Genomic DNA, 23610 nt, shown 5'->3' on the forward strand with positions numbered 1-23610 from the left:
CTACAAACCGCTATGACATCCACCGACACCACCCCCCAATCACTCCAGTTCGAGTGCGACACCGGAAACTATCACACCTTTTGCCCAATTAGCTGCGTCGCGTGGCTCTACCAAAAAATCGAAGACAGCTTCTTTTTGGTGATCGGCACAAAAACCTGCGGCTATTTTCTGCAAAACGCGATGGGCGTGATGATCTTCGCCGAACCACGCTACGCAATGGCCGAACTTGAAGAAGGCGACATCTCCGCTCAGCTAAACGACTACGAAGAACTGAAGCGACTGTGTACGCAGATTAAGCGCGATCGCAACCCCAGCGTCATCGTCTGGATCGGCACCTGCACCACTGAGATCATCAAAATGGATCTCGAAGGACTCGCCCCCAAGCTGGAATCGGAGATTGGCATTCCGATCGTCGTTGCCCGCGCCAACGGTCTCGATTACGCTTTCACGCAGGGTGAAGATACGGTTTTGGCAGCAATGGCGGCTCGCTGTCCCGACAAAGCACCTGTTGCCGAAGCGGAGAAGGAAGAACGCAACGCCATCTCGAAACTGCTGAACTTTGGGCGCAAGAAGGAAGAGGTGGCGATCGAAGAATCCGAGTACGTCAACCATCCGCCGCTCGTTCTCTTCGGCTCTCTTCCCGATCCGGTGGTCACGCAGCTAACCCTGGAACTCAAAAAGCAAGGGATTAAAGTTTCCGGCTGGCTTCCCGCCAAACGCTACACCGAACTTCCGGTTCTCGAAGAAGGCTACTATGTCGCAGGCGTCAACCCCTTCCTCTCGCGGACTGCAACGACTTTGATGCGGCGTCGGAAGTGCAAGCTGATTGGTGCACCCTTCCCGATCGGTCCCGATGGAACTCGCGCCTGGATCGAAAAAATCTGCTCGGTCTTCGGCATCGAACCGAAAGGACTCGATGAGCGCGAAGCCCAAATTTGGGAAAACCTGGAAGACTACGTGAAGCTGATTCGCGGCAAGTCAGTCTATTTCATGGGCGACAATTTGCTGGAGATTTCGATCGCCCGCTTCTTGATCCGCTGCGGCATGACCGTTCCCGAAATCGGCATTCCCTACATGGACAAGCGCTATCAGGCGGCAGAACTCGCCCTGTTAGAAAAAACCTGCCACGAAATGAACGTGCCGCTGCCGAAAATCATCGAAAAACCCGACAACTACAATCAGCTTCAGCGCATCAAAGCACATCAGCCCGATCTGGTGATCACCGGAATGGCACACGCCAATCCGCTCGAAGCTCGCGGCATCAACACTAAATGGTCAGTCGAATTCACCTTCGCCCAAATTCACGGCTTCACCAATGCCCGCGACATCCTCGAACTGGTGACGCGCCCCTTACGCCGCAACAACAACCTCAAGGATTTAGGCTGGGATAAACTCGTTCGCGACGAAGCGAAAGTGTGATTTCCAGGCCAAAAATCGAAGGCAGAAGGGTAATAATTCATCCTTCTGCCTTTTGCTTGATCTAGCCAACCAACGCCGCTAGCGCAGACTGCTTCTTTGTGTAGGGGAACGGCTGATCGATCGCCGGAGTTCCCAAAAACGCACAAAGTTCTTCCCAACCTTCACCGCCGCAGATATCGAGAACCAGCAGTGAATCAGGCCGATCTTTGAAGTATTCCGTCACGTTTTTGATGTGCTGATCGAACACGTAAGACATTCGATCGCGATTGAACTCGTAGCAGCCATACACAGTGGCCCGCAGCAACCGCCGAATCTGCATGTGCGTTTCTTTACCAAATCCATTTTCATCCACATCCGCAAACGCAGGTCTGCCGCTCCAGTGCTGCTCCATCGATTTGAGCCAAGCTTCCTTATCGCGCACCGTCAGGATGAATTTGCTGTCAGGAAACAGCTTATCTAGCTGCGGATAAAACACCGAAACGGTGATATCCGTGATGCCATCATATTTTTGCAGCAGCGAGAAATTGTGGTTGCCCGCAGCCAATTCCCGCAAGGTCGTTTCATCATCCGGATAGTGAACAGCATTCACGCCCAAAGCATACAAGGCGCTGGTTAGGCTTTTCGTTCCCGTCCGACTGAGGCCAATCCCAAACACTTTGCGACCGTTTTGAACAACAGTGGGCGTCGTGCGATGAAGCTGCCAGTGCCACTGCTTTTCGGCTTTCTGCTCAACTTCCTCGACGGTCAGCGGAGCTTGAGCAGGCAGGTTGAGCTTGGGAACTTCGATCGCGGCAATTTCCGGCAGTCGGGCAATATAGGCGGCAACTTCTGCTGGAGTCGCATCTTGAGAAATTGCGGCTTTCGTGTGTTCAACCGCATAGCGAGCCACTTCGTAATCGGGATCGCCCTGCTGCGTCTGCCAGTATTTTTGTGCCGACTTAAGCTGAACCTTCGTGTGATGCGTGCGGCTTCGCAGTTCGCGCAAGCCAAACTTCACAAAAACATCGTGATACCACTGAAAATGATCGTGGAAAATGCGGAAATGCTTGAAGTGTTTAGCGGCTTTGAGTTTCGACAGGGCGATCGACCTTAACCGCGACTCAGGCCGCAACACATATTTCATGTCGTTTTCCGGCACTTCCACCTGCTGCATCTCACGCACCACATCCATCCGCGTAATGTGAACGCCCTGATGAATTTGCCCGCGAAACTTGTCTAAAACATAGCAATCCACATAGGGATATTCATTCTGCTCCAGAAATGGCCGCATATCTTCCATGATCAAACAGTCGGCATCCATGAACACGACAAAATCACAGTCGTATTCAATCTTGAGCATCTGATCGACCGCTTCCGAAAACGGCTTCACATTCTCAATGACGTGAACATGATCTGGCTGAATATTTTTGATTGCCAAATTCAGCGCAATGTCTGATGTTCTTTCACCAACTGTCCGAAAAACCAGGTCAACTTTTTTCATTTTGCTTCACACTTCCCACTTGAGTTCTTGATTAATTCGGCCGGCCATCTCTTCAAACAAATTCGCAACAGCCGGATCAAGTTCTTGTTTCCAGCGTAGGTCTAAACTGATGCTGGAACCCAAATTTTGATAGAAAGATTTGCTGCGCTCTGGAATTTGCACAAACGGATTTTTCAGCTTCTCCGATTGCGCCTGAGCAACCAGAAATTGCGTACCGTTATTGCCACCTAAAACATGATGTTCATGTGCGCCATAATTCAGCATTTCCGGCTCATAGTCAATTTCCAAAAAGTCGCAGATTTGGTGAGCGATCGCCTCAGCCCTAGTCGCTAATTCCTCATAGCTTATCTTCAGCTTCTTGTGGGGAAACGCATCAAACAAAGCGCTCGTAAGCTGAATTTGTTCAGACCAATCTGCAATTAAATCCTTCACATTCTTTTTGGGATATTTGCGAATGCGCGAATTAATCACCGCACGGCCATCTCGTCCCAGAAAAATCAGGTAGGACTGAGTGCTAGTAGCTTCGATTGACTGTACCTGCTGTTTAATCCAATCCACATTTTTAGAAGAATCAATTATCAGCGGTTTGTTAACCTTGAGTGCAACTTGTTCATAGAGATCAAGGTTTTCAGAAACGTGAAAATCGCCCCAAATTCGACAGTCTTCGCCACAGAGTTTGCATACTCTTTTAATCAGCTTTTTACTGTCATCTTGCAAATAGCGCGTCTTGGCAGCTTCGCCACAGTAGAATCCTTGAGAATGACTACCGAGGATGAAGCCTAACAGCGTTGAGCCAGAATGTCCAGCCCCAGCAATAAGACAAACTTTCCTACTGATTCGAGAAGTGTTTTGCATGAAATAATTTCGATGTTCAAGCCAAACAATACACGGCTGGAGGCAAACCGTCCGTGAATCGCCTTGCCCTAAAGTGCCCAGCCGGATCAATAGATGTAACAAGCAAAAGGGCGAAGTTTTATGAAATTTTGACCCGCTACAGCCTTAACTACACAAATATTTTCGCGCTTCCGCAGTTTAACCTCAACTCGATCGCAAACCTAGTCAGTCGTACTGCCAACCTCGATCTGTTCAATTAGTTTGGACAATTGAAACATAAATACAACAATCGATAGCAGAGCCTATAATTTCTCTGTGTGATAAAAATCACATATAATGGCTGCGTGCGATCGCTTCAGCCTAAGTGCTCAACTTGGTATTTTGATAAAGCCGCTGCTCTGAATCTAACGAACTGCGAATCGTCTCCTACGCTACGCTGCTGAATGAGTGTCACCGCCTGATTTGAACCCGAACATGATGAAAACTTCGCCGCTTGTCGTTGCCCAGCTTTCTGATACTCATTTGTTTGCCGATCGCAATCAGACGCTTTTGGGGTTGTCCACTGCGCGATCGCTCGAAGGCGTGTTGCAGCAGATCAAGCAATTGCAGCCGCAACCGGATCTGCTGCTGCTGACCGGAGATTTATCGCAAGATGAAACGCCGACCTCCTATGAGCGATTAAGAAAACTGGTTGCCCCGCTTGGACTGCCGACCTATTGGCTGGCGGGCAATCACGACCAGCTTGCGCTCGTGCAGTGGATACCGGATTTGGCGATCGCTCCGTTTTCTGCCGACAAGCAGTTTTTTCAAGGCGATTGGAACTTCTTGCTGCTCAATTCTGCCGCGCTCAACTGCGTACACGGCGAACTGAGCAACGAATCGATCGACTGGCTGGAAACACAGCTTGAAGCAAATCCACACCCGACCCTGATTGCGCTACACCATCCGCCACTGCCGATCGCCTCAGAGTGGATGGACAACATCAATCTGAAAAATGCCGCTGCCCTGATTGATGCGATCGATCGGCATCCACAGGTAAAAGTGGTGCTGTTCGGCCACATTCACCAAGAATTTGACCAGCAGCGGCGCAATGCTCGCTATCTCGGAGCGCCCTCAACTTGCGTACAGTTCAAGCCCCGAAGCCGCGATTTTACGGTGGACGAACTCAAGCCAGGATTCCGCTTGCTCTCGCTGTATCCTGATGGTTCGATCGCCACACAAGTGCAACGCATTCAAGACTGTCCGCCGCTAGATTTGACCGCAACCGGATACTGAACTGGCAAATCACTGGACAAGCAAAAGGGGCGAGATAAGTACGCCCCTTCTCTGTCAATTGTTCTGTGATTTGCCCTTTCGCGAATCTCTACTCGCCTTTCTTCTCAGGCATCATGCACTTGTCACTGTCGCAGCCCGCAGGTCCTTCGACAACCGTTTCACCCGAATCGTAGCGGGCTAGAGCCGCATAGAAATTATGGGTCTGCTGGCGCGATCGCACCTCATTTTGCAATCGAACGAAAGTCGCTCGATCGATTTTCTCAAACGGCAAACGTGGAAACGGCGCATCAAATCGAGCCAGCAATGCTGCACTGATGTAGCCTTCATCCTGCTCGATCGCTCGATAAATTCGCTCGGCCAGCGCCTCGATTTCGTCTTCGCGCAGTTCGATTGTGGCGCTTGTATTGTGCGTGGTGTAGTGCCGCTGCACCTGCATGTAGAAGTCCATCTGAGCAAGGGCAGAGAACTGTTCGATCGCAATCTCGTCAGCTCCCGGCAAATTCGCCCAAGGCACTTCAACCGGAATCTCAACCAGCCACTCGGTACAGCGCGGATCAAACGGATCGTTCAGTAAGTTGCCCTGCTCGTCTTTATCCGACTGCGAAGGCACGATCGAATAGCCGTAATCGAGGCAGGCCAAAGCAACCGGATCATTTTTGCGGAACGTGATGCGGCGAATGAAGCGCTGCGCTTTGGGCGGATGCCAGCCCGCCGATGCGCCTGTAAGCAGCGACTTGGTTCCGGCGGGCTGAACCGTTGTGCAGCGGTTGGGGCGCTTAAGATGATTGCGATCGCAATACTCCCACACCGTCTGATGGACGGTATCTCGCCAAAAACTGAGGTATTCCTGCTCTTTTTGCTTAAATTCCAAGCCCTGCATCGTATCCGGTCGGCCTTGCTCCCACCAGCGCAGCCACTCGACCCCAAACGCCTGAACAAAGAAGTCAAACAGTCCGGTGAACGAAACGCCGACGATCGGGTCTAGCTCCCGCGAATACTGATAGCGCGGCTCCTGAAAGCGGTGATGCAGCAGCACAGCAACCGACAAAGCTCCGGCGCGGAAGGCATCGATTTGGGATTGGCGATCGATCGGATCAAGCTGGTTAAGATGAACCTCCGCTAAATTGCAGTGAAAGTCAGTGCCGATAATTTCCAATATATTTTGTTACCCTAGAGGCTTTTTATCCCCTAGCTCTAATGCTTCCGAATTCGCATTAGTTCCGCGTACATTTTCTACGTAAGTTCTTAGAAAGAAAAGGAGATTTTTTCGACTACAAGGTTTTCCAACTACGGTTTGACAGACTGTACGGATGTCGATGATGCCGTACTGCTGGGCGATCGAGTTGTAAAGCGGTTCAAATAAGGGCTTTAGCCTGTTGAGCTTGACGCTGAATATCTTTTCCGAATGGCTAACCGCAAAAGCAAGAACTTGTTCACGAATTTCTCGATCGGTTGTCACGGTTTTTCCGTGTTGGGCGTTGACAGAACAGGTATAGGAGTAAAACTGCTTTCCTTTTCTTCGCGCCATTCCTGGCGTTACCGAAAATTCTGTTCCACAAAACTTACAAACGAGAGAAACCCGTTCAACTAAAGGACCTGTTTTAATTCCTTTTCGAGACTCGTGATATTGTCGCTTGCGATCGCTGTTTATGAACTTTGCTCGAAAGACGGGATCTTGAAATCTGGCTTTCGCCTTTGCTGCAATTTTCGCTCTGGTGCTTTCTGACTGAGTAACGCCATACATCGGGTTTCTCTGCCCGGAAGTGTCCATTCCACGAACTTTTGCTTGAGATTTCCATTCTCGCCTAAGCTGTTCAAACACAAACGGAGTTGACTTGATCAAGCATCTGAGGTCTTTTTCCTGAATCACGATGACTTCTGCTTTGAATTCGGCTTTGAATTGCTGAATCTTGGGCAGGTCGTGTGCATAGTTGAAAACGCCTTTGATTTCAACATATTCACCAGTTTCGAGTAGAAAATCTGGTTTATACCTGACGCCATTGGATAGCGTATAGGTTGCACTTTCGTAAGTCCAGGTAATCTCTTTGTAGTCCAAATACCTCGCGTAGATGTATTCCAGACTTGACCTCAAACAATAGCCCTTATAGAACCCTGAGTAGCCGTAAAAGGTACTCGCCATACGTAGCTCCGCACTCTTGGAGAGATTATATTCTGATTAAGTACAAATGTACAAATTTTAGGTTCACTCTCTACGCTGTACGGTGGCAGAAGCGCTTTAGTTCTTCTACTTACCTCGGTATTAGCGATCGCAGCCTTCACCGATTTTGCGGAGTTTTTAACGTGAGGCAAAATTACCTACCACACGGATTTAGGCCATAGCGAGACAGCCGATGTTCTAGCTCTTGTTCGATCGCGTTCATGTCAATTGCAGTCATTTGATTCCTCCTTGTTTAAACTTTGGACTTTTGCTCGATCAGCAGCGTTCTCAGGAAATCTTTCGCTTGCTCGCGTGACTCCTGATACAGGGAAACGAATGTTTCTTTCTTTTCCGGGGTGTCGAGCAAATCTGCATTGGAGCGGGCGATCGCTTCTCCTGCCCACTGAATCGCGCCCTCGCCAGAGTAATACTGCTTGCGAACCGCCTCAGTGCATTCCTCCAAGGTTGGCCTGCGGTGAAAGACGCGAGTGTGATTTGCCATTCGCAACGAGTCGCGATCGGGATCAATCCGCCAGTTTCCTTCAGCGTCTTGCTGCCACAGATTTTCTTTTGCTCCTGCAAAGGCAGCATCCTCGCTCGATCCCTGCCTCATACCCGCAGATCTGCGGATATTGCCTGCAACAATGGTTACAGCCGCTTCATCGATCAGCAAGCAGCATTCGACTGAAGTAAGCTGACGCCCGATCGCCCGATTCAAAATCTTTGCACATCGCTCATATAGTCCCGGTAGCCGGACGGGATTGGCAACGCCCCCGAAGCCGGACAGGGTTTCACCTGCGGGTCGCACGTCCGAGAGATCGATCGCCACTTGCACAGTATCGGTGAAGCGATCGTCGCTCGATAATTCCAGCAAGGTTTGATAGGACGACACCCAGCCTTGGCGACTGTCACCGACGAAGATTTCAACTTGATTACCACAGATGTTGACAGTGGTGCGATCGCGCCTTTGCTCTTTCGGAGTCGTGCCAATTTCGCCGCGCAGAGTGACTTCGAGGCGATTGCGGATGGCGGGAAGTTGAGAAATGTATTTCGGTTCAAGCACTGCGCCCGTGCCGCTGCCCATCATGGCGAGATCCATCATTAGGCCGAACGATCGCCAGTCGGTGACGTTGGTGCTGGTGCAGTTGTAAGCACCCGAATAATTTTCCGGCTTGCGAATCCAGTTTGTGCCGCCGACCCACAGCCAGCGACCCGACGTTAAGCTTTTGAGTTCGCGCTGCATCCGCTCGATCAAGCTAACTTCTTCGGGCGTGAGCTTGCCAAGTTCAATTAAGCCCTCCAGGACGCGATCGCTGACTTCGCCCCAGGTTTCGCGCAGATTTTTGTCCTTAAGACCTCTGCGGCTGTAGGTGCGGTAGAAGACAGAATTTGCGGCAGGAGCCGAAGTTGGAAACGGACTGGTCGATCGAGTACGTTCAAGGTCGCGAACCATAGGTCAAAATCTCACTGGCTGAAAAACAGATTTAGCGTTACGTCGTTTTGTTTGAACACTATATACGTTAAAACACAGAAAATCTAGCTTTTAATCTGGCAGCGGTTAGATTCCTCTCAGGCAGCACAATAGAAGTAGTTTTACCTCAAATTCAATGTCTCTTGCTCCTTGGCGATCGAGCCTTGCCCGCGCCCTGCACCGCAATCGATCGCTCGTTTACGCCCGCTACTTGCAGCTCGCCACCGTCCGACCGGATGGACGACCCGCCAATCGCACGATCGTCTTTCGCGGCTTTTTGGAGGACAGCGATCAGCTTGAATTTATTACGGACGATCGCAGCGAGAAAATTGTTCAAATTCAGCACCAGCCCTGCGGCGAAATTTGCTGGTACTTTCCCATCACGCGAGAGCAATTTCGGATCGCTGGACTGCTGAGCCTGATTGCCGCTGATGAACCGAATGAAACGCTACGCAAGGCACGTCAAACGATGTGGCAAAATCTTTCGGATGCAGCGCGGCTTCAGTTTGTTTGGCCGCCTTCGGGGGAGGTGCGATCGCCCAACGCCAACTTTTCGCCGAATCCGCCGGATGCGATCGAGCCTCCGTGCAACTTCTGCCTGCTGCTGCTTGATCCCACACAGGTCGATCATCTAGAACTGCGCGGCGATCCTCAAAATCGCTACAAATATGACAAAGCCGAAGATGGCGAGTGGCACAAGATCGAAGTGAACCCATGAAAAAGGACAGGAGGCGTTTGCCCCTTGTCCTCACAGATTTTGCTCGTTAAATTAAGCTTTTGCCGTTGTCAGCGGACGCTGCTGTGCCAGTTCCATCAGGCGACGAATTCGATCGGCGGTCGGCGGATGCGTGCGAAACAGGGTTTGCAAGCCTTCTGCCGAAAGCGGATTGATGATCAGCAGCGGCGACATGGCCGGATTGCCGTTCATCGGGATTTGCTGACCGATCGCCTCTAGCTTCTCCAGCGCACTCGCCAGCGCCAAAGGATTTCCGGTGATTTCTGCGGAACCTTGATCGGCAGCAAATTCGCGAGTGCGGGAAATTGCAAACTGAATCAGCGCGGCAGACAAAGGAGCCAGCACGATCAGGAAAATCAAACCGATCGGATTGGTTCCCCGACGGCCATTTGTCGTCACGGGGCCGTACAGCGCTCCAAAAGTGAGAATGCGTCCCAAATAGGTGATCGCTCCGGCCAGCGTTCCGGCGACGGCTTGCGTGAGCGTATCGCGATTTTTCACGTGGGTCAGTTCATGCGCGAGGACGCCTTCGAGTTCTTGCGGCGTCAGCAGTTCCATAATTCCCTCCGTAACCGCAACCGCAGCGTGTTCGGGGTCGCGTCCGGTCGCAAAAGCGTTCGGCGATTTTGTGGGAACCACGAAGACCTTTGGCATCGGCAGTTCAGCCCGATCGCACAGCCGCGCCACCATATCGTAAATTTCTGGAGCCTGAGCGCGATCGATCGGCTGCGCTCGGTAAGCCGCCAGTGCTGCTTTGTCCGAGTAGTACCACGAGCCGATGCTCGACAGCGCAGCAAACACAAAGCCGAGAATCAAGCCGGACTCATCGCCAACTTAAGTAGTAGCTTACTAATACAATTAGGCCGCTGAGCAAGCCGAGCAGCGCAGCCGTTTTAATTTGATTTCCTAGCATCATTGCACTCGCGATCGAATGTTGAATCAACTTTAAAGGACGTTTGAGAAGTCAGTAATGTTGTAAGAAAGCTCTCCAGATAATGAACTGTGAGCGTGAGCAGTCGATATCACTATTGCTTGCATCATACTTTGATGCGTGTGGAATGAAATATCCTATTCGGCTGATTCTAGATGCAGAACTAGAGGCCAACCACTTCCAAACTGCCATGCGTCCGGTGCCGACAGATTGTGCAGAAACTTCAGGCGAGTTAATCAGCGAGGCAGATGCGATCGAGTCGGGATTTGAGGTAAGCGCCTATAGACTAGGGCGGCGTCTCAAGACAAGTTGAAACGCCGCCCCTTGTTTTCTGGCTTCCACTCGCGTTCAGGATTTCCGCAGGTTTGCGTCGCCTTAACCTGTGATCACTTAATGAGCGTGGAAGTTACGCTGAAAAACCCTTGTAGCCCTTTGCGCTGAAACTATTTGAGGTCGAAGCGATCGAGGTTCATCACCTTGTCCCACGCCGCCACGAAGTCACGTACAAACTTCTGCTGCGAGTCCACGCATCCGTAGACTTCTGCGAGAGCGCGGAGCTGAGAATTTGAGCCGAAGATGAGGTCAACACGGGTCGCCGTCCACTTGGGTTCGCCCGTTTTGCGATCGCTGCCCTCGAACTCATATTCATCTTCAGAAGTTGCCTTCCAGCCTGTGCCCAGGTCGAGCAGGTTGACAAAGAAGTCATTGGTCAACGTTTCGGGGCGATCGGTAAAGACACCGTGTTGCGAGTCTCCAACGTTCGCACCCAGGACGCGCAAGCCGCCGACTAAAACGGTCATCTCAGGGGCTGACAGAGTGAGCAGTTGCGCTCGATCGATCAGCAGTTCCTCAGGCGATTCGCTGTGTCTGCCGTGCATGTAGTTGCGGAACCCGTCTGCCTTTGGTTCCAGGGGCGCAAAAGACTCGACATCCGTTTTCTCTTGCGAGGCATCCATCCGTCCCGGCGTGAAGGGAACCTTGACATCCTGTCCCGCGTTCTTCGCCGCTTGCTCGACGCCCGCGCATCCGCCCAGAACGATCAGGTCAGCAAGCGAAACCTGCTTCCCGCCCGACTGCGAGCGATTGAACTCCTGCTGGATTCCCTCCAGGGTTTGCAGGACGGTTGCCAGTTGGGTCGGCTGATTGACTTCCCAATCCTTTTGAGGTGCAAGGCGAATGCGTGCCCCGTTCGCTCCACCGCGCATGTCAGAGCCACGATACGTTGACGCCGATGCCCAGGCAGTCGAAACCAGTTGGGAAACCGACAGTCCCGACGCGAGGATCTTGTCTTTGAGGGCGGCGATGTCCTGCTCATCAATCAATTCATGGTTGACTGCGGGGATCGGATCTTGCCACAGGAACTCTTCTTGCGGAACCTCTTTACCCAAATAGCGAACGCGCGGACCCATATCGCGATGCGTCAGCTTGAACCACGCCTTAGCAAACGCATCAGCGAATTCATCCGGGTTGTCGCGGTAATGCCGTGCGATCGGCTCGTAGATGGGATCCATCCGCATCGCCATATCCGCTGTCGTCATCATCGGAGCGTGCCGTTTTGACGGATCGTGGGCATCGGGAACGGTACCCGCACCCCCATCGCCCTGAGGCTTCCACTGCCACGCGCCAGCCGGACTCTTGGTTAGCTCCCAGTCATATTTGAACAGGGTTTCGAGATAGCTGTTGTCCCACTGCGTCGGTGTCGGCGTCCACGCGCCTTCGATGCCGCTGGTGATCGCATCGACGCCGACCCCCGTGTTGAAGGTGTTCTTCCAGCCAAGACCTTGATCGACGATCGTGGCACCTCCCGGATCAGCCCCGACGTGCGACGATTCGCCCGCTCCGTGACATTTGCCAAAGGTATGTCCACCCGCAGTCAGCGCGACTGTTTCTTCATCGTTCATCGCCATCCGCCCAAAGGTTTCGCGAATGTCGCGCCCTTCACCAACCGGATCAGGCTCGCCGTTTGGTCCTTCCGGGTTGACGTAGATTAAACCCATCTGCACGGCGGCGAGGGGATTCAGCAGCACCTGATCGTCGTCATAGCGTTCGCGACCGAGCCAGGCTTTCTCAGATCCCCAATAGATGTCTTGCTCTGGCTCCCAGACATCCTCGCGCCCGCCCGCAAAGCCGATCGTCTTGAAGCCCATCGACTCCAGCGCACAGTTGCCCGCGAAGATCATCAGATCAGCCCAAGAAATCTTCTTGCCGTATTTCTGCTTGATCGGCCAAAGCAACATCCGCGCCTTGTCGAGGTTGGCATTGTCGGGCCAACTGTTGAGCGGCTCAAACCGCTGGCTACCCGCGCCCGCACCGCCGCGCCCGTCGCCAATTCGATATGTGCCTGCGCTGTGCCACGCCATCCGAATGAAGAGCGGGCCATAGTGTCCATAGTCGGCAGGCCACCATTCCTGAGAAGTGACCATCAGGTTGTAGATGTCTCTCCTGACGGCATCTAAGTCAAGCGTCTTGAACTCTTCAGCGTAGTTAAACGCCTCACCCATCGGATTAGATTGGGGTGAATGCTGGTGGAGGATGCTCAGATTCAAATAGTTCGGCCACCAGTCTCGGTTCGACGGCTTGTGACGAGGTGTAGGTTTTTGACCTCTGCCCGTAAAGGGGCATCCACTTTCGCTGCTCATAATATCTCCTATCGAGATGTATCTCCTGTCGAGTGATGTAGTGTGGATTTTTTATGTATTTGCAGGTACTGCAAACAAGTAGCACATTGATAACTATGGTAGTTATTGGATAATCGATGAGAAATATAATCTAGGAGAAATATAAACAACGTTATGATTTGAAACAATCAGTTATATCAACAGCCCAAAAGTGAACTCGTCCAAGCATACAAATTTATAAAATGCTAAGATTGAAGTGCAAGCTAGCATTGAAGAATAGCTTGTTACCTAGAACTTCTCAGCTATCAAAAGCTAGTGGCGATCGCTGTAAAAGATTCTAAAGTTATTTGTTCTCTCCATTAGCAAAGCGCTAATCCCCAGTGTCACCGTTAAAAGCAGATAAAATTCCTATTTAGCCGTTACTGAACCAACTCTAGTTTCAGAGGGTATCGTCATCCTAATTTGAAATTAGGGTAGCTTTGACGAGTTCTAGGATGAGGCCGATCTGCTTCTGATTCATTTCAGCCTAAACTTCAAAGTCGGCAGCATTAATGTTGCTGTCGCGATCGACTACGCAATCAGCGTTCAGATGCAGCGATCGATCGCGTGCTGAAGCATAGAATTGCTCAAACTTCTCTAAAACTTATCTTAAGATTGATAAAAAGTTTGAACATTGCTGTAGTGGATACAGAATGTTGCAATTCCCCTGTATCTCATCTCTATTCAACTTTACTCGGTCTTCATATTTGCAGTATTTCGATAAATTTCCTGTAAATTACTCGTAAATTTACGGAAGTTTCACAGCACATCATTCTAAATTCAACGGAAATTCACCTGCGGCTAAGTATTACCACACAATTGTAATGAATGCCCTTTCAAGCAAAACAAGCGTAGGTTGCCAAACGTTATTTACCTGCATCCTCGCGATTTTGCGGTGGATTGTCCTCGAATCAAGCTATCGGCACTGCGACGCTTTCGCACCTATCACGGGATTACTTCAACACAGTTCAAGCTTGAGTTTCTGCTGCGCGAATTTCAATGGGCTTGCTGTGCCGCAGTGCTCAATTTAGTTCCTGCTGCGATCTCAACTTGCCAAGCTGAACCGCAAGCTGCATAGTGTTAATTTTCTAACAGCAATCAAAGTTAAGTTTGGCTGAAAATTGCAGATCTCCACCGCTTAAAGCAGTAAAAAAACATCAAATACCAATCACAATGTTTTCATCATTACAATCAGGTAGCGTCCCACAGCAAACAAGCATCCATTCTGTTCGCCTGTACAATACTTCTCTTGCCGCGATCGATGAGCTTCAGTGTGTTGATCTCATCGTTGATGCGATCGAGTCGGGAATTGGCGGCTGGTGTGTAACGGTCAACCTGGAAAATCTGCGTAAAGCCGTTGCAGACCCGAAAGTGCATCAGCTTGTGGAAAGCAGCACGCTTCGAGTTGCCGATGGCATTACGCTTGTTTGGGCGAGTTGGCTGCGAGGAACACCATTGCCAGAGCGGGTGTGTGGTTCTAATTTGATTCACAGCCTCACTCGTGCGATCGCTGCTCAGGGTCGATCGATTTTTCTGTTAGGCGGAAATCCAGGCACTGCCGATAAAGCGGCTCATCGACTTCAGCAAGACAATCCTGGTCTTCAAATTGCTGGAACCTACTGTCCTCCGCTCGGTTTTGAGCGAAATCCAAGTCAAGTTGAGGCAATCAAAAATATGCTTCAGGCTGCTCAGCCTGACGTGATTTACGTAGCCCTAGGTTTTCCGAAATCAGAACAGTTAATTACACAGCTTCGTCACCTTTGTCCAAATGCCTGGTGGATCGGCGTTGGTATTAGTTTCAGCTATGTGGTTGGAGATATTAAACGCCCGCCACGTTGGGCGCAAAATCTTGGCGTTGAAACGCTTTATCGGCTGATTCAAGAACCTCGTCGCCTCGCCAGACGCTATCTGCTGGATGGTCCGATTTTTGTAGTTCAGCTATTCGCTGTATCGCTGATTCAACGCTTTAAGCCATAGCGCATTTGATTAAGGGAAACGACTTAATTTATCAGAAACAAAAGCAATGCCGTTCAACTCATAAACAGCATGAGCTACAATCTGCATCAAGAAATTTCTACGCTTTACATTTGGTTAATTCTATCTGCGCTTTTCCTGTTACTGCTGTTTCCAAATTAGCGCTCAACGTAATACTTGAGTTCTCGCGCCATTCGATCGATGCCTTGCTGTTCATCCCGTCGCAAAAACGGCAGAAATAAGCCGCTCAAGCGTCCTGAAAACGTTTGACGGTAGGTGAACTTGATGCGCTGCCAGCCGACATCTTGCAGTTCAAGCGTGTGTTCATTGCGGTAGCCCGGAGCGATCGACCGCCACTGCAAACAAACGTTCGGTTGCAAAACCGTGACGATCGCCTCAAACACCGTATCTGGTTCGCCTTTGAGCCGCTGAACTGCTAAAATCACTGATCGATTCTGTTGAAACTCTCGATCGGGACTGCGATCGAACAGAAATGAATTCCACTCGCGCCAGCGCTCTTTGTGAATCAAAGCCTCCCAGGCGCGATCGCGACTTCCATTGATTTCAATTTCAGCATAAAGGCTAGGCATTATTTCATCATAAACACAGGCTGGGTGCTGAATTTAGATCAACAATTCTCTTTCTTTCTGCCTGTGCGAGTGAGCAGAAAATGTGGCGCAATTTGCAAAAGCTGGGCAACAAAAGAGTGACGCAATGGGTCAGCGTTCTGGTGACCGATACCTGGGGATGAACTGGGGTGAAACCGCACTGATTAACAATTAGGTCACACGCCTAAAATGTTCACAGAAGTTAACTTTGCGGCATAACGCCGCTCATTCACAAATGACAACATCAAAGCGGGTGAGGGGAATCGAACCCCTATCATTAGCTTGGAAGGCTAAGGTTTTACCACTAAACTACACCCGCAAAGGCGATCGAACTCTCGACCTGTACTAAGATAGCACATCTTGACCGTGCTATCCGGGATTAATCTGCATCGTGACGATCACCTCGCTCGAAGGAGCTTCGTTCTCGGCAGCCGCCTCCGTATCGGGTGGGCGAAATTCCCATTCACGAACGAGGCAATCCGCGAGGGCGTCGTACTCATTGTTGCCGCTTCTTTGTAAGGTTGTTACGCCATCTGAACCGACACGTCCAATATCCGGATTGTTAGAACTGCGATCGACACGGACGCGAAACTGAACGGGCGTTCCCCAAGCAGCAATAACGCCAGGAGTTGCACTGCAAGCGGTTTCAGAACCATCGTTAAGAAAATCTCGACGCGCTACGATCGGTTGAGCAATTTGCTGGGGAATATCAGTCGAGGGCGGACTGACGCTGATAACGCTTGCCGTAAAGCTCGGCGGCGCTTCGTATTCTGGTACAGGCGGCAAACCTTCAAGGATGCCGCCTTGCGATTCGCCCGTTCCAGGTTCGCTGCTGCCGTCCTGCTCTGGCTGGCCGGATGGTTCAGATTCGTTGGATGGAGCAGACGGTGATTCGCCAGATTGGGCAGGGGGTGGCGCTACTGTTTCCGGTGTGGTGGGTGTGGGGCGAGCAGGCTCGGTAGGCGTTGATTCTGGCGTTGGAGGAGCAGACGGAACAGAAGGTGGCGTTGGAGAAAGTGTGGGCGAAGGAAGCGGAGCGGGAGGCGGGGAAGGCGAAGGAGTGGGCAGAGGAGAAGGTGTTACCTCACCAGGGATCGGAGCGGGTTGGAGCGGAGGTGCAACGGGCGATGGTTCTGGAATGAAAGGGGGTGCGACAGCAATTTCTGGGACAGGCGGCGCAGGCGGCGCAGCGGATGGGGCGGGCGCAGACGGTGCAACAGGTTGATCCGGTGGGGGCAGGGGGGCAGCACTTTCATCGGCAGGCGCAATGGCTTCGCCGACTTCGGGTGCTGGAGCCAGTTCAACCAGTTCGATCGATGTGGGATCGGCAGTGGCGGTGGCAACGGTGGCGCGAAAATTCATCCAGCGCAAGCCCAGCAGCAGAACAAGATGCAGCGCGATCGATCCGCCACCCAAGATCAGCCAAAATCGTCGTGATTCGGTTGGCTGCTGACGAAAGGGCGCGATCGCCGATTGCTTCGTGTCCTTTAAAGAAGTCATGCCCACAGTAATAAACCTTCATGATTCTAGCGATGGGCGGCGGATCGTGATCTGGGCCGACTTGCAGACGGATGGATCAGCCAGTCCACGATCGGCACTAGAAGATAATGAGTGATGCTGAGGCAAGCCGCCAGCAATACGGCCAGCAGTCCGAAAAACAATAGGCACGGCCAAAATGTCCAATTGTCTAAGGTGGCGGTTGTCACCATTTGCCACAGGCTAAACGTGGCAGAGGAATGGGCTGCCAAAATTGCGATGCAGGGAGGAATGGCGACGATCGCGGCGATCGATCGCAGTAGCGCATAGCGCGTCATGCCCAACCCCAGCACAAGCAGCGGAGGCGCGATCGCGGCAAACATGGTTAATCCTGCTGTTGCCCCTTCTGGCTGAACACGGTGCAAACTGAACCAGCCGATCGAATAGGCCAAAGCCCCGATCGCGCCTGACCAAATGCGCCTGCGCTGTCCGAGTCCGCCTGCTGCCGTCAAGCCCCAAGCCGTACCCCATCCGGCAAGCGCAAAAATCAGCAGATCGACTCCGATCGCTATTTCAAAGCTGGGCGAGCGATCGCTCAACTGTTGCGACAGCCAAGCGATCAGATTCGTTCCCCAATCGGTGTAGAACGCCATGCCATAGGCAATGGTTGTTCCTACGATCGCTCCGATCGCCGCTAGGACGGTACTCCACAGCGTTGCAAAAACTGCCGTGACCATCCACCAGATTGACCGCAGCATCCAGAGAACACTGCGTCCTAAATTTGGCAGCTTGATCGATCGCCGCTGTTTGATCGCAACTGCTGCCGTCGCACCTGTGCGGGTGTAGGAATCGAGGATGGGCAAAAGGCGCGATCGAATCGCTTCGGCAGATGGAGGACGACGACGCGGATCAGGGTGCGTCATGTCGTCGAGCAGCGAGGCGAGTCGCGGTGACACTTGGGCGTAGGAGTGCCAGTGAAGTGTGCCAGTGCGCGGATCTTCGATCGCGGCGGGAGATTGTCCGGTCAACAACTGGATCAGCGTTCGTCCCAAAGCAAAAAAGTCTGCCGTGCCATTCACGCTTGCCCCTGCGGACTGTTCGGGCGGACTGTAGCCCGGAGAAAACAGGCGCGTCGAACTAGTTGGCGCAAAACTGTGGAGTTGCTTGACACCACCAAAATCGATCATCACCAGTTGACCGCTGCCCTGCCTCAGCATCAAATTACTCGGCTTGATGTCGCGGTGAATAATCTGCTGCTGGTGGAGCAGTTGCAGAATGTCGATCGCCTGCCTCAGCCAGTCCACAATCCACTCTGGCGGACAGCCCTGCGGATACTGCTCGGTCAAATCTTGCAGCGTTTGCCCGTTGATTTTTTCCATCACCAAACAGGGCAGGCGGCGCTGCGGACTGGCGACCTGAAAATAGCTGTCTGGTTCAACTTGCGGAATGCCCGGATGCCGCAGCCGTGCCAGCACTTGCGCTTCTTGCTCAAACAGTTCGATCGCCTTGGGCGCGGTTTCGGTCAGCATCTTGAGGACGCGATCGCGCTGCAACTGAAAATCCCACACGGCAAACGTCATCGCAAAGCCGCCGCTGCCCAATTTTTGCCGCACGAGGTAGCGATTTCGCAGCAGCAACGGTGTCCCGCAAGCCTGACAATACTTATTGCCTGCGTTCTGGTGGGGCTGGCGACAGTCCGAATTAATGCAGTAGAGCTGTGCAGGCTGAAGCACGAATTGCAAACCAAGAGACGACATTACCTTAGCGCAGATTGAGGTACTTGCTCGACGAGGGCGGACACTTGAAAGGCGAAAATCGTTGAGCTACGTCTTAGCTGCTCTGGTAAGATTCACCCAAACGTGCAAAGAGCGATCGATATGGCAGACTGGCAGGAAATTCCGGGTGGCGTCACGGCTCCAAAAGGCTATCGGGCGGCGGGCATTGCCGCCGGGCTAAAACCTTCGGGTGCGCCGGACTTAGCGCTGATCGTTTCGGATGTGGAAGCGATCGCGGCAGGCGTGTTCACCACGAGTCAAGTCCGAGCCGCCCCGGTTGATTACTGCCGTCAGCGACTCGAAGCCAAACCGAACGCTCGCGCCATTTTGTGCAATGCAGGTCAGGCAAACGCCGCAACAGGTGAACAGGGCTGGCAAGATTCGATCGAATCTGCCCGATTGATCGGCGAAGCGTTGGGCGTTGATTCAACTGCTGTCCTTGTCGCTTCAACAGGCGTCATTGGTCAGCGCATTCGGATGGAAAATCTGGCGGCGAACGTGCCCAACCTGATTGCTGCTTTGTCCGACACCGGATCAGAGGCGGCATCCAAGGCGATTGTGACTACCGATCTCGTAACGAAATCGATCGCGCTCGAAACTTCGATCGACAATCGCCCTGTCCGCATCGGCGGCATCTGCAAAGGATCGGGCATGATTCATCCCAACATGGCAACACTGCTAGCGTTCGTCACTTGCGATGCTGCCGTTTCGCCTCCCCTGTGGCAGGAAATGCTCAGCCGCGCTGCCGACAAAAGCTTTAATCAAATCACTGTCGATGGCGACACCAGCACAAACGATTCGCTGATCGCTTTGGCAAACGGTCAATCGCGCACTCCGGCCATTACGCAAATGGACGCAAACGCTGAGAAATTAGAGGCGATGCTGACGGCGGTTTGCATTCGGCTGGCAAAATCGATCGCCCGCGACGGTGAAGGCGCTACCTGTCTGATCGAAGTGCAGGTGACGGGCGCACCGGATGACGAGTCGGCGCGGCAGGTTGCTCGGACGATCGCCGGATCAGCCTTGTTCAAATCCGCCATCTTTGGCCGCGATCCAAACTGGGGACGAATTGCCGCTGCTGCCGGACGAGCGGGAATTCCATTCGAGCAAAATCAGTTGCGCGTCCAGATGGGCAACTTTTTGCTGATGGAACACGGTCAGCCCTTGCCGTTCGATCGCGCCGGAGCCAGCGCCTACCTGAAGCGGCAGGCCGATTTGAGTACCGTAACGCCGCAACCTGTCTTGACGGCAACGGAAGCGGGGAATGATGTCGTCAGTGCAGATACACACCAGCCGATCGATCGGTTGGCAAACACGCAGTCGATCGATCATCCGGTTGTGATTGCGATCGATTTGGGCAATAGCTGTAATGGCGTTGGCACGGCTTGGGGCTGCGACTTGAGCTATGACTACGTGAAAATCAACGCCGAATACACTACCTAATCGAAACTTGGAATTCTTTTAGTCCGTTGAAACGGACTAAAGCTTTTAGCCTTGAACTTTTGTTCAAAGCACTCCAGATCAACAAAACCGCTGCGCCCGTTCTTTTACTTCACCATCAGCAATGGATCTACAGTCGATCGCGCAAGGCGCAACCACCTACCCGATTACCACCGTGCGGCAAGACCGCCGACTGGTGCAGACCATTCAAGCCTCGCTCAACCGCATGGGCTTTGCCGCTGGCAGCGTCGATGGCGTTTGGGACAGCGATACGATCGATGCCTACGAACGCTTCACTCGCGAATACGGCTTTCGATCGGATGGGCTGTCGCCGCGCATCGCTCGATTTCTCGTTTCTTCAGTCGGCGTGATTGAAATTCCCGCCCCCACGCCCACCCCTGCACCGATTCCGATTCCGGTTCCACAACCGACGCCGCGCCCTGCACCTGCGCCCGCCGTGCAAGCAGATTTTTTTGATGAAGCACTGCGGTTTTCATTGCGCTGGGAAGGCGGCTACGTCAACCATCCAAACGATCCCGGTGGTGAAACAAACAAAGGTGTGACGGCAAATACCTATGCGGCCTATCGCAGACGAAAAGGTTTAGCGCCGCGCAGCGTCCGGAATATCACGGATGCAGAAGTCAACGAAATCTATCGCGACATGTACTGGCAACCTGCCCAGTGTGGTGCGAAAGCTCGACCTCTGGCGATCGTCCATTTCGATACTGCCGTGAATTTCGGCGTCGGTGGTTCCACGCTCTTTCTGCAAGAAGCGCTTGGCATTGCTGCCGATGGCGTTTATGGATCTGCCACTCGTGCCGCACTTGCTCGTGCGAACGCTTCACAAACGGCACAACGCTACTGCCAAGCCCGCATCGACTATCGCTACCGCCGGGTTCAGCAAAGTCCGAGCCAGCGGGTATTTCTCGCCGGATGGCTCAATCGCGATAACGATTTGCGTCGCTATATTAGTACACTGCGCTGATGATCGGTTCGATCGCCTGCTGCCGACAGCCAGACAAACCGATACTCGGATTTTCTCGATAGGCGCGATCGGGAACCCAAACCTGGACGGTATGATTGGATACCGTGTCAATCCAGTATAAATACTCAACATCTGGGTGATAGCTTGTACCCACGCGCAGATTGGAAAAGTCGTCTTCGCACATTTCAAAGCCAAAGCGCACCACAATTTGGGCAACAAGGCACTCTGGCGTATCAGAAGATTCACCACTCGCTTCTCTTTCTTGCCAAAATTTTTCTAAGAAACGAGTCAAGACGGGCAGGATTTTTGCAGGTGAACCGTTGCGGCTGGCGTAAATCAAGGCGGGGTTGCCTTCGACCAGGATGTGACAGGGCTGGGACATTGCCGTTCCTTCTAACGAACTGCTCGACCTCCACGCTATCGTGTGGGGCACGCGCATAACGTGATTCACACTACACAATCTTTGCCTGTTCTGCACACAATGCCCAAACTTGAGCGAGTGAACCCAACGGAGGAAAAGGATCGGTGAATGCGGCTGAACGAGCGACCAACGTGGAACTTGCCAGCAAAATTGCGGCGATCGTCAACCTGATCAAGAGTGAACTGCCGGATATCCGCGCTGACCTGAAACCCTGGACGAACGATCGCGACACGCGCGAACTGATTGACCCCGAATCGATCGACTTGGGGTTTCACTTTCCGGGGCGATCGCGGCTTTGGCAGTGCCAAAGTATTTTGCTGCAAATTCGCTTTCACGATGATCCGCTGGTTGGTTCGCACCGTGCGATCGGTGTAGAGGCAGCAGGATTTGACTATCGCGGTCGGCAGTGGCAGTTTTCAACGATCGAGCAGTGGCGCTTTTCTGGAAACGCCTGTCCGCAGTCGGAAAGGGCTGAACAGTTCAAGGCGTTTTGCGTACAAATTCTGGAACTGTTCAACGGTTCGCCAAAGTCCTAAGCAATCGCCTCGAATTGCCAAAAAAATTGTAAAGTTTTGTTAAGATTTTAGTAAAGTTTCTGGAATTGCGCGATCGACCTGAAAACCGCTTTTGGTCTCGGTTTTGTTACAAAATAGCTCATCCAAGTTTCCACAAAGTTACTGCTCGTCTTCGTGGATCCCTGATCCCCGATCGGAAATCTTCGTGATAGGGTGATCGAGGTCTGAAGCCCGAAAAGTGAATATGTAACGAGTCCGAGTTGAGGCAAACCGGGGTGTGCCACCGAGCAACCCACTTTTTTCACTTCCTCCTAACTCGCACTCGCTTTGTCCTTCACGTTGGATTGTATGAATCAACAACTTTGGAGCGGTTTAGCCACGACTGCTTTTTTGCTTGCCAGCTTGAGTGTTCCCTCTGCTAGCAGCGCACAGCAGTCTCAATCTCAAGACGACATCCCTGACGCAAATGTTTCGCTCGAAAGCGAAATTCCTGAACTGAACCAGCCAGTTTCTTCCGCCGATCGCTTGACTGCCGACAGCGCATCTTCCACCGAAGCAGATGCGGTCAAAGTCGGAGAATACCAATCCCAAGACGAACCCGAAGCGGCTGCCGAAACGATCGCCCAGATCCAGCCACACGAGATGCAGGGACGCTCTGCCGCTACCGTTTACGTCCGCGATATTCCCGTTCTCACCTTTTTGGGCACTTCTTCCAACGAGATTGCTTCTGCCGATCCGGAAGTGAAGGTTGCCACTCCCGATGAACCAGCAGGCGGCGTTGTACCGACCGCCGCTCCAACGCCCGCAGCCCAAAGCAACGACCCGACCTGGCGAGCCACGACGATCGCCGCTCGCCTCAATCAGCTTCACCACGATCGCGTTGATGCCTCTGCCATTACCGTGAACTGGAATGGCGATCGCCAGAACTACGTGATCCAAGTCAACAACGAAGAACTGGTCGAAATCAACGCCGACACAATTTTGCCAGACACAACTCGCGATCCGGCCAATGATGCATTGCAAGCCGCCAATCGACTGCGGCGACTGTTGGGCAATGCGCCGCCCCTAGAAGAAATCATTGGTCGGCCACAGCCGCAGCTTGAACCTGAATCGCCAAACATCGTGCAGCGCACGATTCGCGGCATTGCCTCGTGGTATGGCCCTGGCTTCAATGGTCGTCGCAGCGCCAGCGGAGAAATTTTCAACCAAAACGCTTTGACTGCGGCGCATCGCAGTTTGCCGTTTGGAACGCAAGTGCGCGTGACAAATTTGCGGACGGGACAATCGGTGGTTGTGCGAATCAACGATCGCGGCCCGTTCAGCGGTAGACGCATTATCGATTTGTCGGCTGCTGCCGCGCGTGCGGTGGGTCTGATGCAATCGGGTGTGGCTCCGGTCAGCATTGATGTGCTAGACACGCCAGTCGTGAATCGCCGCTCTCGCTAGGAAGCTGTG

At 52.5% G+C, this 23610-nt stretch carries 20 protein-coding genes, 1 tRNA gene and 1 pseudogene; 10 read left to right on the forward strand and 12 right to left on the reverse strand.

Features of this window, described 5'->3' with window-relative positions:
• Positions 1-12 precede the first annotated feature (12 nt).
• Complete coding sequence (locus H6F67_RS13065; RefSeq protein WP_190767044.1) at positions 13-1419, forward strand: ferredoxin:protochlorophyllide reductase (ATP-dependent) subunit N; 1407 nt, start codon at positions 13-15, stop codon at positions 1417-1419.
• 61 nt (positions 1420-1480) lie between these two features.
• On the opposite strand, the gene H6F67_RS13070 is transcribed toward H6F67_RS13065, so the two are convergent.
• Together H6F67_RS13070 and H6F67_RS13075 are read right to left on the reverse strand one after the other, a co-directional pair.
• Entirely contained in the window at positions 1481-2899 is a 1419-nt protein-coding gene (locus H6F67_RS13070) for a sulfotransferase family protein (RefSeq protein WP_190767045.1), read from the reverse strand.
• 6 nt (positions 2900-2905) lie between these two features.
• Positions 2906-3754: a sulfotransferase gene (locus H6F67_RS13075; RefSeq protein ID WP_190767046.1), complete on the reverse strand. Its 849-nt coding sequence runs from the start codon at positions 3752-3754 to the stop codon at positions 2906-2908.
• A gap of 453 nt (positions 3755-4207) precedes the next feature.
• Between H6F67_RS13075 and cpdA the strand changes: the two genes are divergently transcribed.
• Positions 4208-5008 carry a 3',5'-cyclic-AMP phosphodiesterase gene (gene cpdA, locus H6F67_RS13080; RefSeq protein WP_190767047.1) on the forward strand — a complete coding sequence of 267 codons (801 nt, stop codon included), beginning with the start codon at positions 4208-4210 and terminating at the stop codon, positions 5006-5008.
• A gap of 88 nt (positions 5009-5096) precedes the next feature.
• On the opposite strand, the gene nrdJ is transcribed toward cpdA, so the two are convergent.
• The 3 genes from nrdJ to H6F67_RS13095 form a co-directional block, all read right to left on the reverse strand.
• A complete protein-coding gene (nrdJ, locus tag H6F67_RS13085; protein ID WP_206753908.1) occupies positions 5097-6164 on the reverse strand; it encodes a ribonucleoside-triphosphate reductase, adenosylcobalamin-dependent in 1068 nt (355 codons plus the stop codon).
• A gap of 9 nt (positions 6165-6173) precedes the next feature.
• The gene (locus H6F67_RS13090) at positions 6174-7064 is read right to left on the reverse strand and encodes an NUMOD3 domain-containing DNA-binding protein (protein ID WP_190767048.1); all 891 of its coding nucleotides are present in this window, start codon (positions 7062-7064) and stop codon (positions 6174-6176) included.
• Between the two features lie 355 nt (positions 7065-7419).
• Positions 7420-8619 (reverse strand): hypothetical protein, encoded by a 1200-nt coding sequence (locus H6F67_RS13095; protein WP_242020619.1) that lies wholly within the window; start codon positions 8617-8619, stop codon positions 7420-7422.
• Between the two features lie 154 nt (positions 8620-8773).
• Between H6F67_RS13095 and H6F67_RS13100 the strand changes: the two genes are divergently transcribed.
• Positions 8774-9355 (forward strand): Npun_F5749 family FMN-dependent PPOX-type flavoprotein, encoded by a 582-nt coding sequence (locus tag H6F67_RS13100; protein WP_190767049.1) that lies wholly within the window; start codon positions 8774-8776, stop codon positions 9353-9355.
• Positions 9356-9406: 51 nt separating this feature from the next.
• Here the strand turns inward: H6F67_RS13100 and H6F67_RS13105 are convergent, their stop codons facing one another.
• Positions 9407-10189, reverse strand: coding sequence for a M48 family metalloprotease (locus tag H6F67_RS13105; protein WP_396797917.1), 783 nt, complete (start codon positions 10187-10189; stop codon positions 9407-9409).
• A 242-nt stretch (positions 10190-10431) separates the two neighbouring features.
• Here H6F67_RS13105 and H6F67_RS13110 point away from each other — a divergent pair, with 242 nt between their 5' ends.
• On the forward strand, positions 10432-10617 hold the full coding sequence (locus H6F67_RS13110) for a hypothetical protein (RefSeq protein ID WP_190767050.1): 186 nt from the start codon (positions 10432-10434) through the stop codon (positions 10615-10617).
• A gap of 130 nt (positions 10618-10747) precedes the next feature.
• Here the strand turns inward: H6F67_RS13110 and katG are convergent, their stop codons facing one another.
• Positions 10748-12943: a catalase/peroxidase HPI gene (gene katG, locus H6F67_RS13115; RefSeq protein ID WP_190767051.1), complete on the reverse strand. Its 2196-nt coding sequence runs from the start codon at positions 12941-12943 to the stop codon at positions 10748-10750.
• An 871-nt stretch (positions 12944-13814) separates the two neighbouring features.
• On the opposite strand from katG, the pseudogene H6F67_RS28500 reads away from it, so the two are divergent.
• Both H6F67_RS28500 and H6F67_RS13125 read left to right on the forward strand, forming a co-directional pair.
• A pseudogene (locus tag H6F67_RS28500) lies at positions 13815-14039 on the forward strand (DUF3473 domain-containing protein); the annotation flags it as partial.
• A 95-nt stretch (positions 14040-14134) separates the two neighbouring features.
• Positions 14135-14938 carry a WecB/TagA/CpsF family glycosyltransferase gene (locus tag H6F67_RS13125; RefSeq protein ID WP_190767053.1) on the forward strand — a complete coding sequence of 268 codons (804 nt, stop codon included), beginning with the start codon at positions 14135-14137 and terminating at the stop codon, positions 14936-14938.
• Between the two features lie 155 nt (positions 14939-15093).
• On the opposite strand, the gene H6F67_RS13130 is transcribed toward H6F67_RS13125, so the two are convergent.
• From H6F67_RS13130 to H6F67_RS13145, 4 genes are all read right to left on the reverse strand, one after another.
• The gene (locus H6F67_RS13130) at positions 15094-15525 is read right to left on the reverse strand and encodes an SRPBCC domain-containing protein (protein ID WP_190767054.1); all 432 of its coding nucleotides are present in this window, start codon (positions 15523-15525) and stop codon (positions 15094-15096) included.
• Between the two features lie 266 nt (positions 15526-15791).
• Positions 15792-15862: transfer RNA gene (locus tag H6F67_RS13135), tRNA-Gly, on the reverse strand.
• 50 nt (positions 15863-15912) lie between these two features.
• Complete coding sequence (locus tag H6F67_RS13140) at positions 15913-17043, reverse strand: hypothetical protein (RefSeq protein WP_190767055.1); 1131 nt, start codon at positions 17041-17043, stop codon at positions 15913-15915.
• A gap of 26 nt (positions 17044-17069) precedes the next feature.
• Complete coding sequence (locus H6F67_RS13145; protein ID WP_190767056.1) at positions 17070-18752, reverse strand: serine/threonine-protein kinase; 1683 nt, start codon at positions 18750-18752, stop codon at positions 17070-17072.
• Positions 18753-18896: 144 nt separating this feature from the next.
• On the opposite strand from H6F67_RS13145, the gene argJ reads away from it, so the two are divergent.
• Together argJ and H6F67_RS13155 are read left to right on the forward strand one after the other, a co-directional pair.
• Positions 18897-20237, forward strand: a complete 1341-nt coding sequence (argJ, locus tag H6F67_RS13150) for a bifunctional ornithine acetyltransferase/N-acetylglutamate synthase (RefSeq protein ID WP_190767057.1) — start codon at positions 18897-18899, stop codon at positions 20235-20237.
• 121 nt (positions 20238-20358) lie between these two features.
• Positions 20359-21219, forward strand: a complete 861-nt coding sequence (locus tag H6F67_RS13155; protein WP_190767058.1) for a glycosyl hydrolase 108 family protein — start codon at positions 20359-20361, stop codon at positions 21217-21219.
• On the opposite strand, the gene H6F67_RS13160 is transcribed toward H6F67_RS13155, so the two are convergent.
• Entirely contained in the window at positions 21203-21601 is a 399-nt protein-coding gene (locus tag H6F67_RS13160; protein WP_190767059.1) for a histidine kinase, read from the reverse strand. The two genes, H6F67_RS13155 and H6F67_RS13160, sit on opposite strands and share 17 nt — an antisense overlap.
• Positions 21602-21744: 143 nt before the next feature.
• Here H6F67_RS13160 and H6F67_RS13165 point away from each other — a divergent pair, with 143 nt between their 5' ends.
• Together H6F67_RS13165 and H6F67_RS13170 are read left to right on the forward strand one after the other, a co-directional pair.
• Entirely contained in the window at positions 21745-22176 is a 432-nt protein-coding gene (locus H6F67_RS13165) for a hypothetical protein (protein ID WP_190767060.1), read from the forward strand.
• Positions 22177-22503: 327 nt separating this feature from the next.
• Entirely contained in the window at positions 22504-23601 is a 1098-nt protein-coding gene (locus H6F67_RS13170) for a septal ring lytic transglycosylase RlpA family protein (RefSeq protein ID WP_190767061.1), read from the forward strand.
• Positions 23602-23610 lie beyond the last annotated feature (9 nt).

Source organism: Microcoleus sp. FACHB-1515 (genome assembly GCF_014696105.1).
Taxonomy (GTDB): domain Bacteria; phylum Cyanobacteriota; class Cyanobacteriia; order Elainellales; family Elainellaceae; genus JAAUTJ01.

Coding starts and splice junctions, on each gene's coding strand:
- H6F67_RS13140 (WP_190767055.1), bottom strand. CDS start 17,043: ATGACTTCTTTAAAGGACACGAAGCAATCGGCGATCGCGCCCTTTCGT.
- H6F67_RS13095 (WP_242020619.1), bottom strand. CDS start 8,619: ATGGTTCGCGACCTTGAACGTACTCGATCGACCAGTCCGTTTCCAACT.
- H6F67_RS13170 (WP_190767061.1), top strand. CDS start 22,504: ATGAATCAACAACTTTGGAGCGGTTTAGCCACGACTGCTTTTTTGCTT.
- H6F67_RS13110 (WP_190767050.1), top strand. CDS start 10,432: ATGAAATATCCTATTCGGCTGATTCTAGATGCAGAACTAGAGGCCAAC.
- H6F67_RS13160 (WP_190767059.1), bottom strand. CDS start 21,601: ATGTCCCAGCCCTGTCACATCCTGGTCGAAGGCAACCCCGCCTTGATT.
- H6F67_RS13130 (WP_190767054.1), bottom strand. CDS start 15,525: ATGCCTAGCCTTTATGCTGAAATTGAAATCAATGGAAGTCGCGATCGC.
- katG (WP_190767051.1), bottom strand. CDS start 12,943: ATGAGCAGCGAAAGTGGATGCCCCTTTACGGGCAGAGGTCAAAAACCT.
- H6F67_RS13125 (WP_190767053.1), top strand. CDS start 14,135: ATGTTTTCATCATTACAATCAGGTAGCGTCCCACAGCAAACAAGCATC.
- H6F67_RS13070 (WP_190767045.1), bottom strand. CDS start 2,899: ATGAAAAAAGTTGACCTGGTTTTTCGGACAGTTGGTGAAAGAACATCA.
- H6F67_RS13075 (WP_190767046.1), bottom strand. CDS start 3,754: ATGCAAAACACTTCTCGAATCAGTAGGAAAGTTTGTCTTATTGCTGGG.
- H6F67_RS13155 (WP_190767058.1), top strand. CDS start 20,359: ATGGATCTACAGTCGATCGCGCAAGGCGCAACCACCTACCCGATTACC.
- H6F67_RS13100 (WP_190767049.1), top strand. CDS start 8,774: ATGTCTCTTGCTCCTTGGCGATCGAGCCTTGCCCGCGCCCTGCACCGC.
- argJ (WP_190767057.1), top strand. CDS start 18,897: ATGGCAGACTGGCAGGAAATTCCGGGTGGCGTCACGGCTCCAAAAGGC.
- H6F67_RS13065 (WP_190767044.1), top strand. CDS start 13: ATGACATCCACCGACACCACCCCCCAATCACTCCAGTTCGAGTGCGAC.
- cpdA (WP_190767047.1), top strand. CDS start 4,208: ATGATGAAAACTTCGCCGCTTGTCGTTGCCCAGCTTTCTGATACTCAT.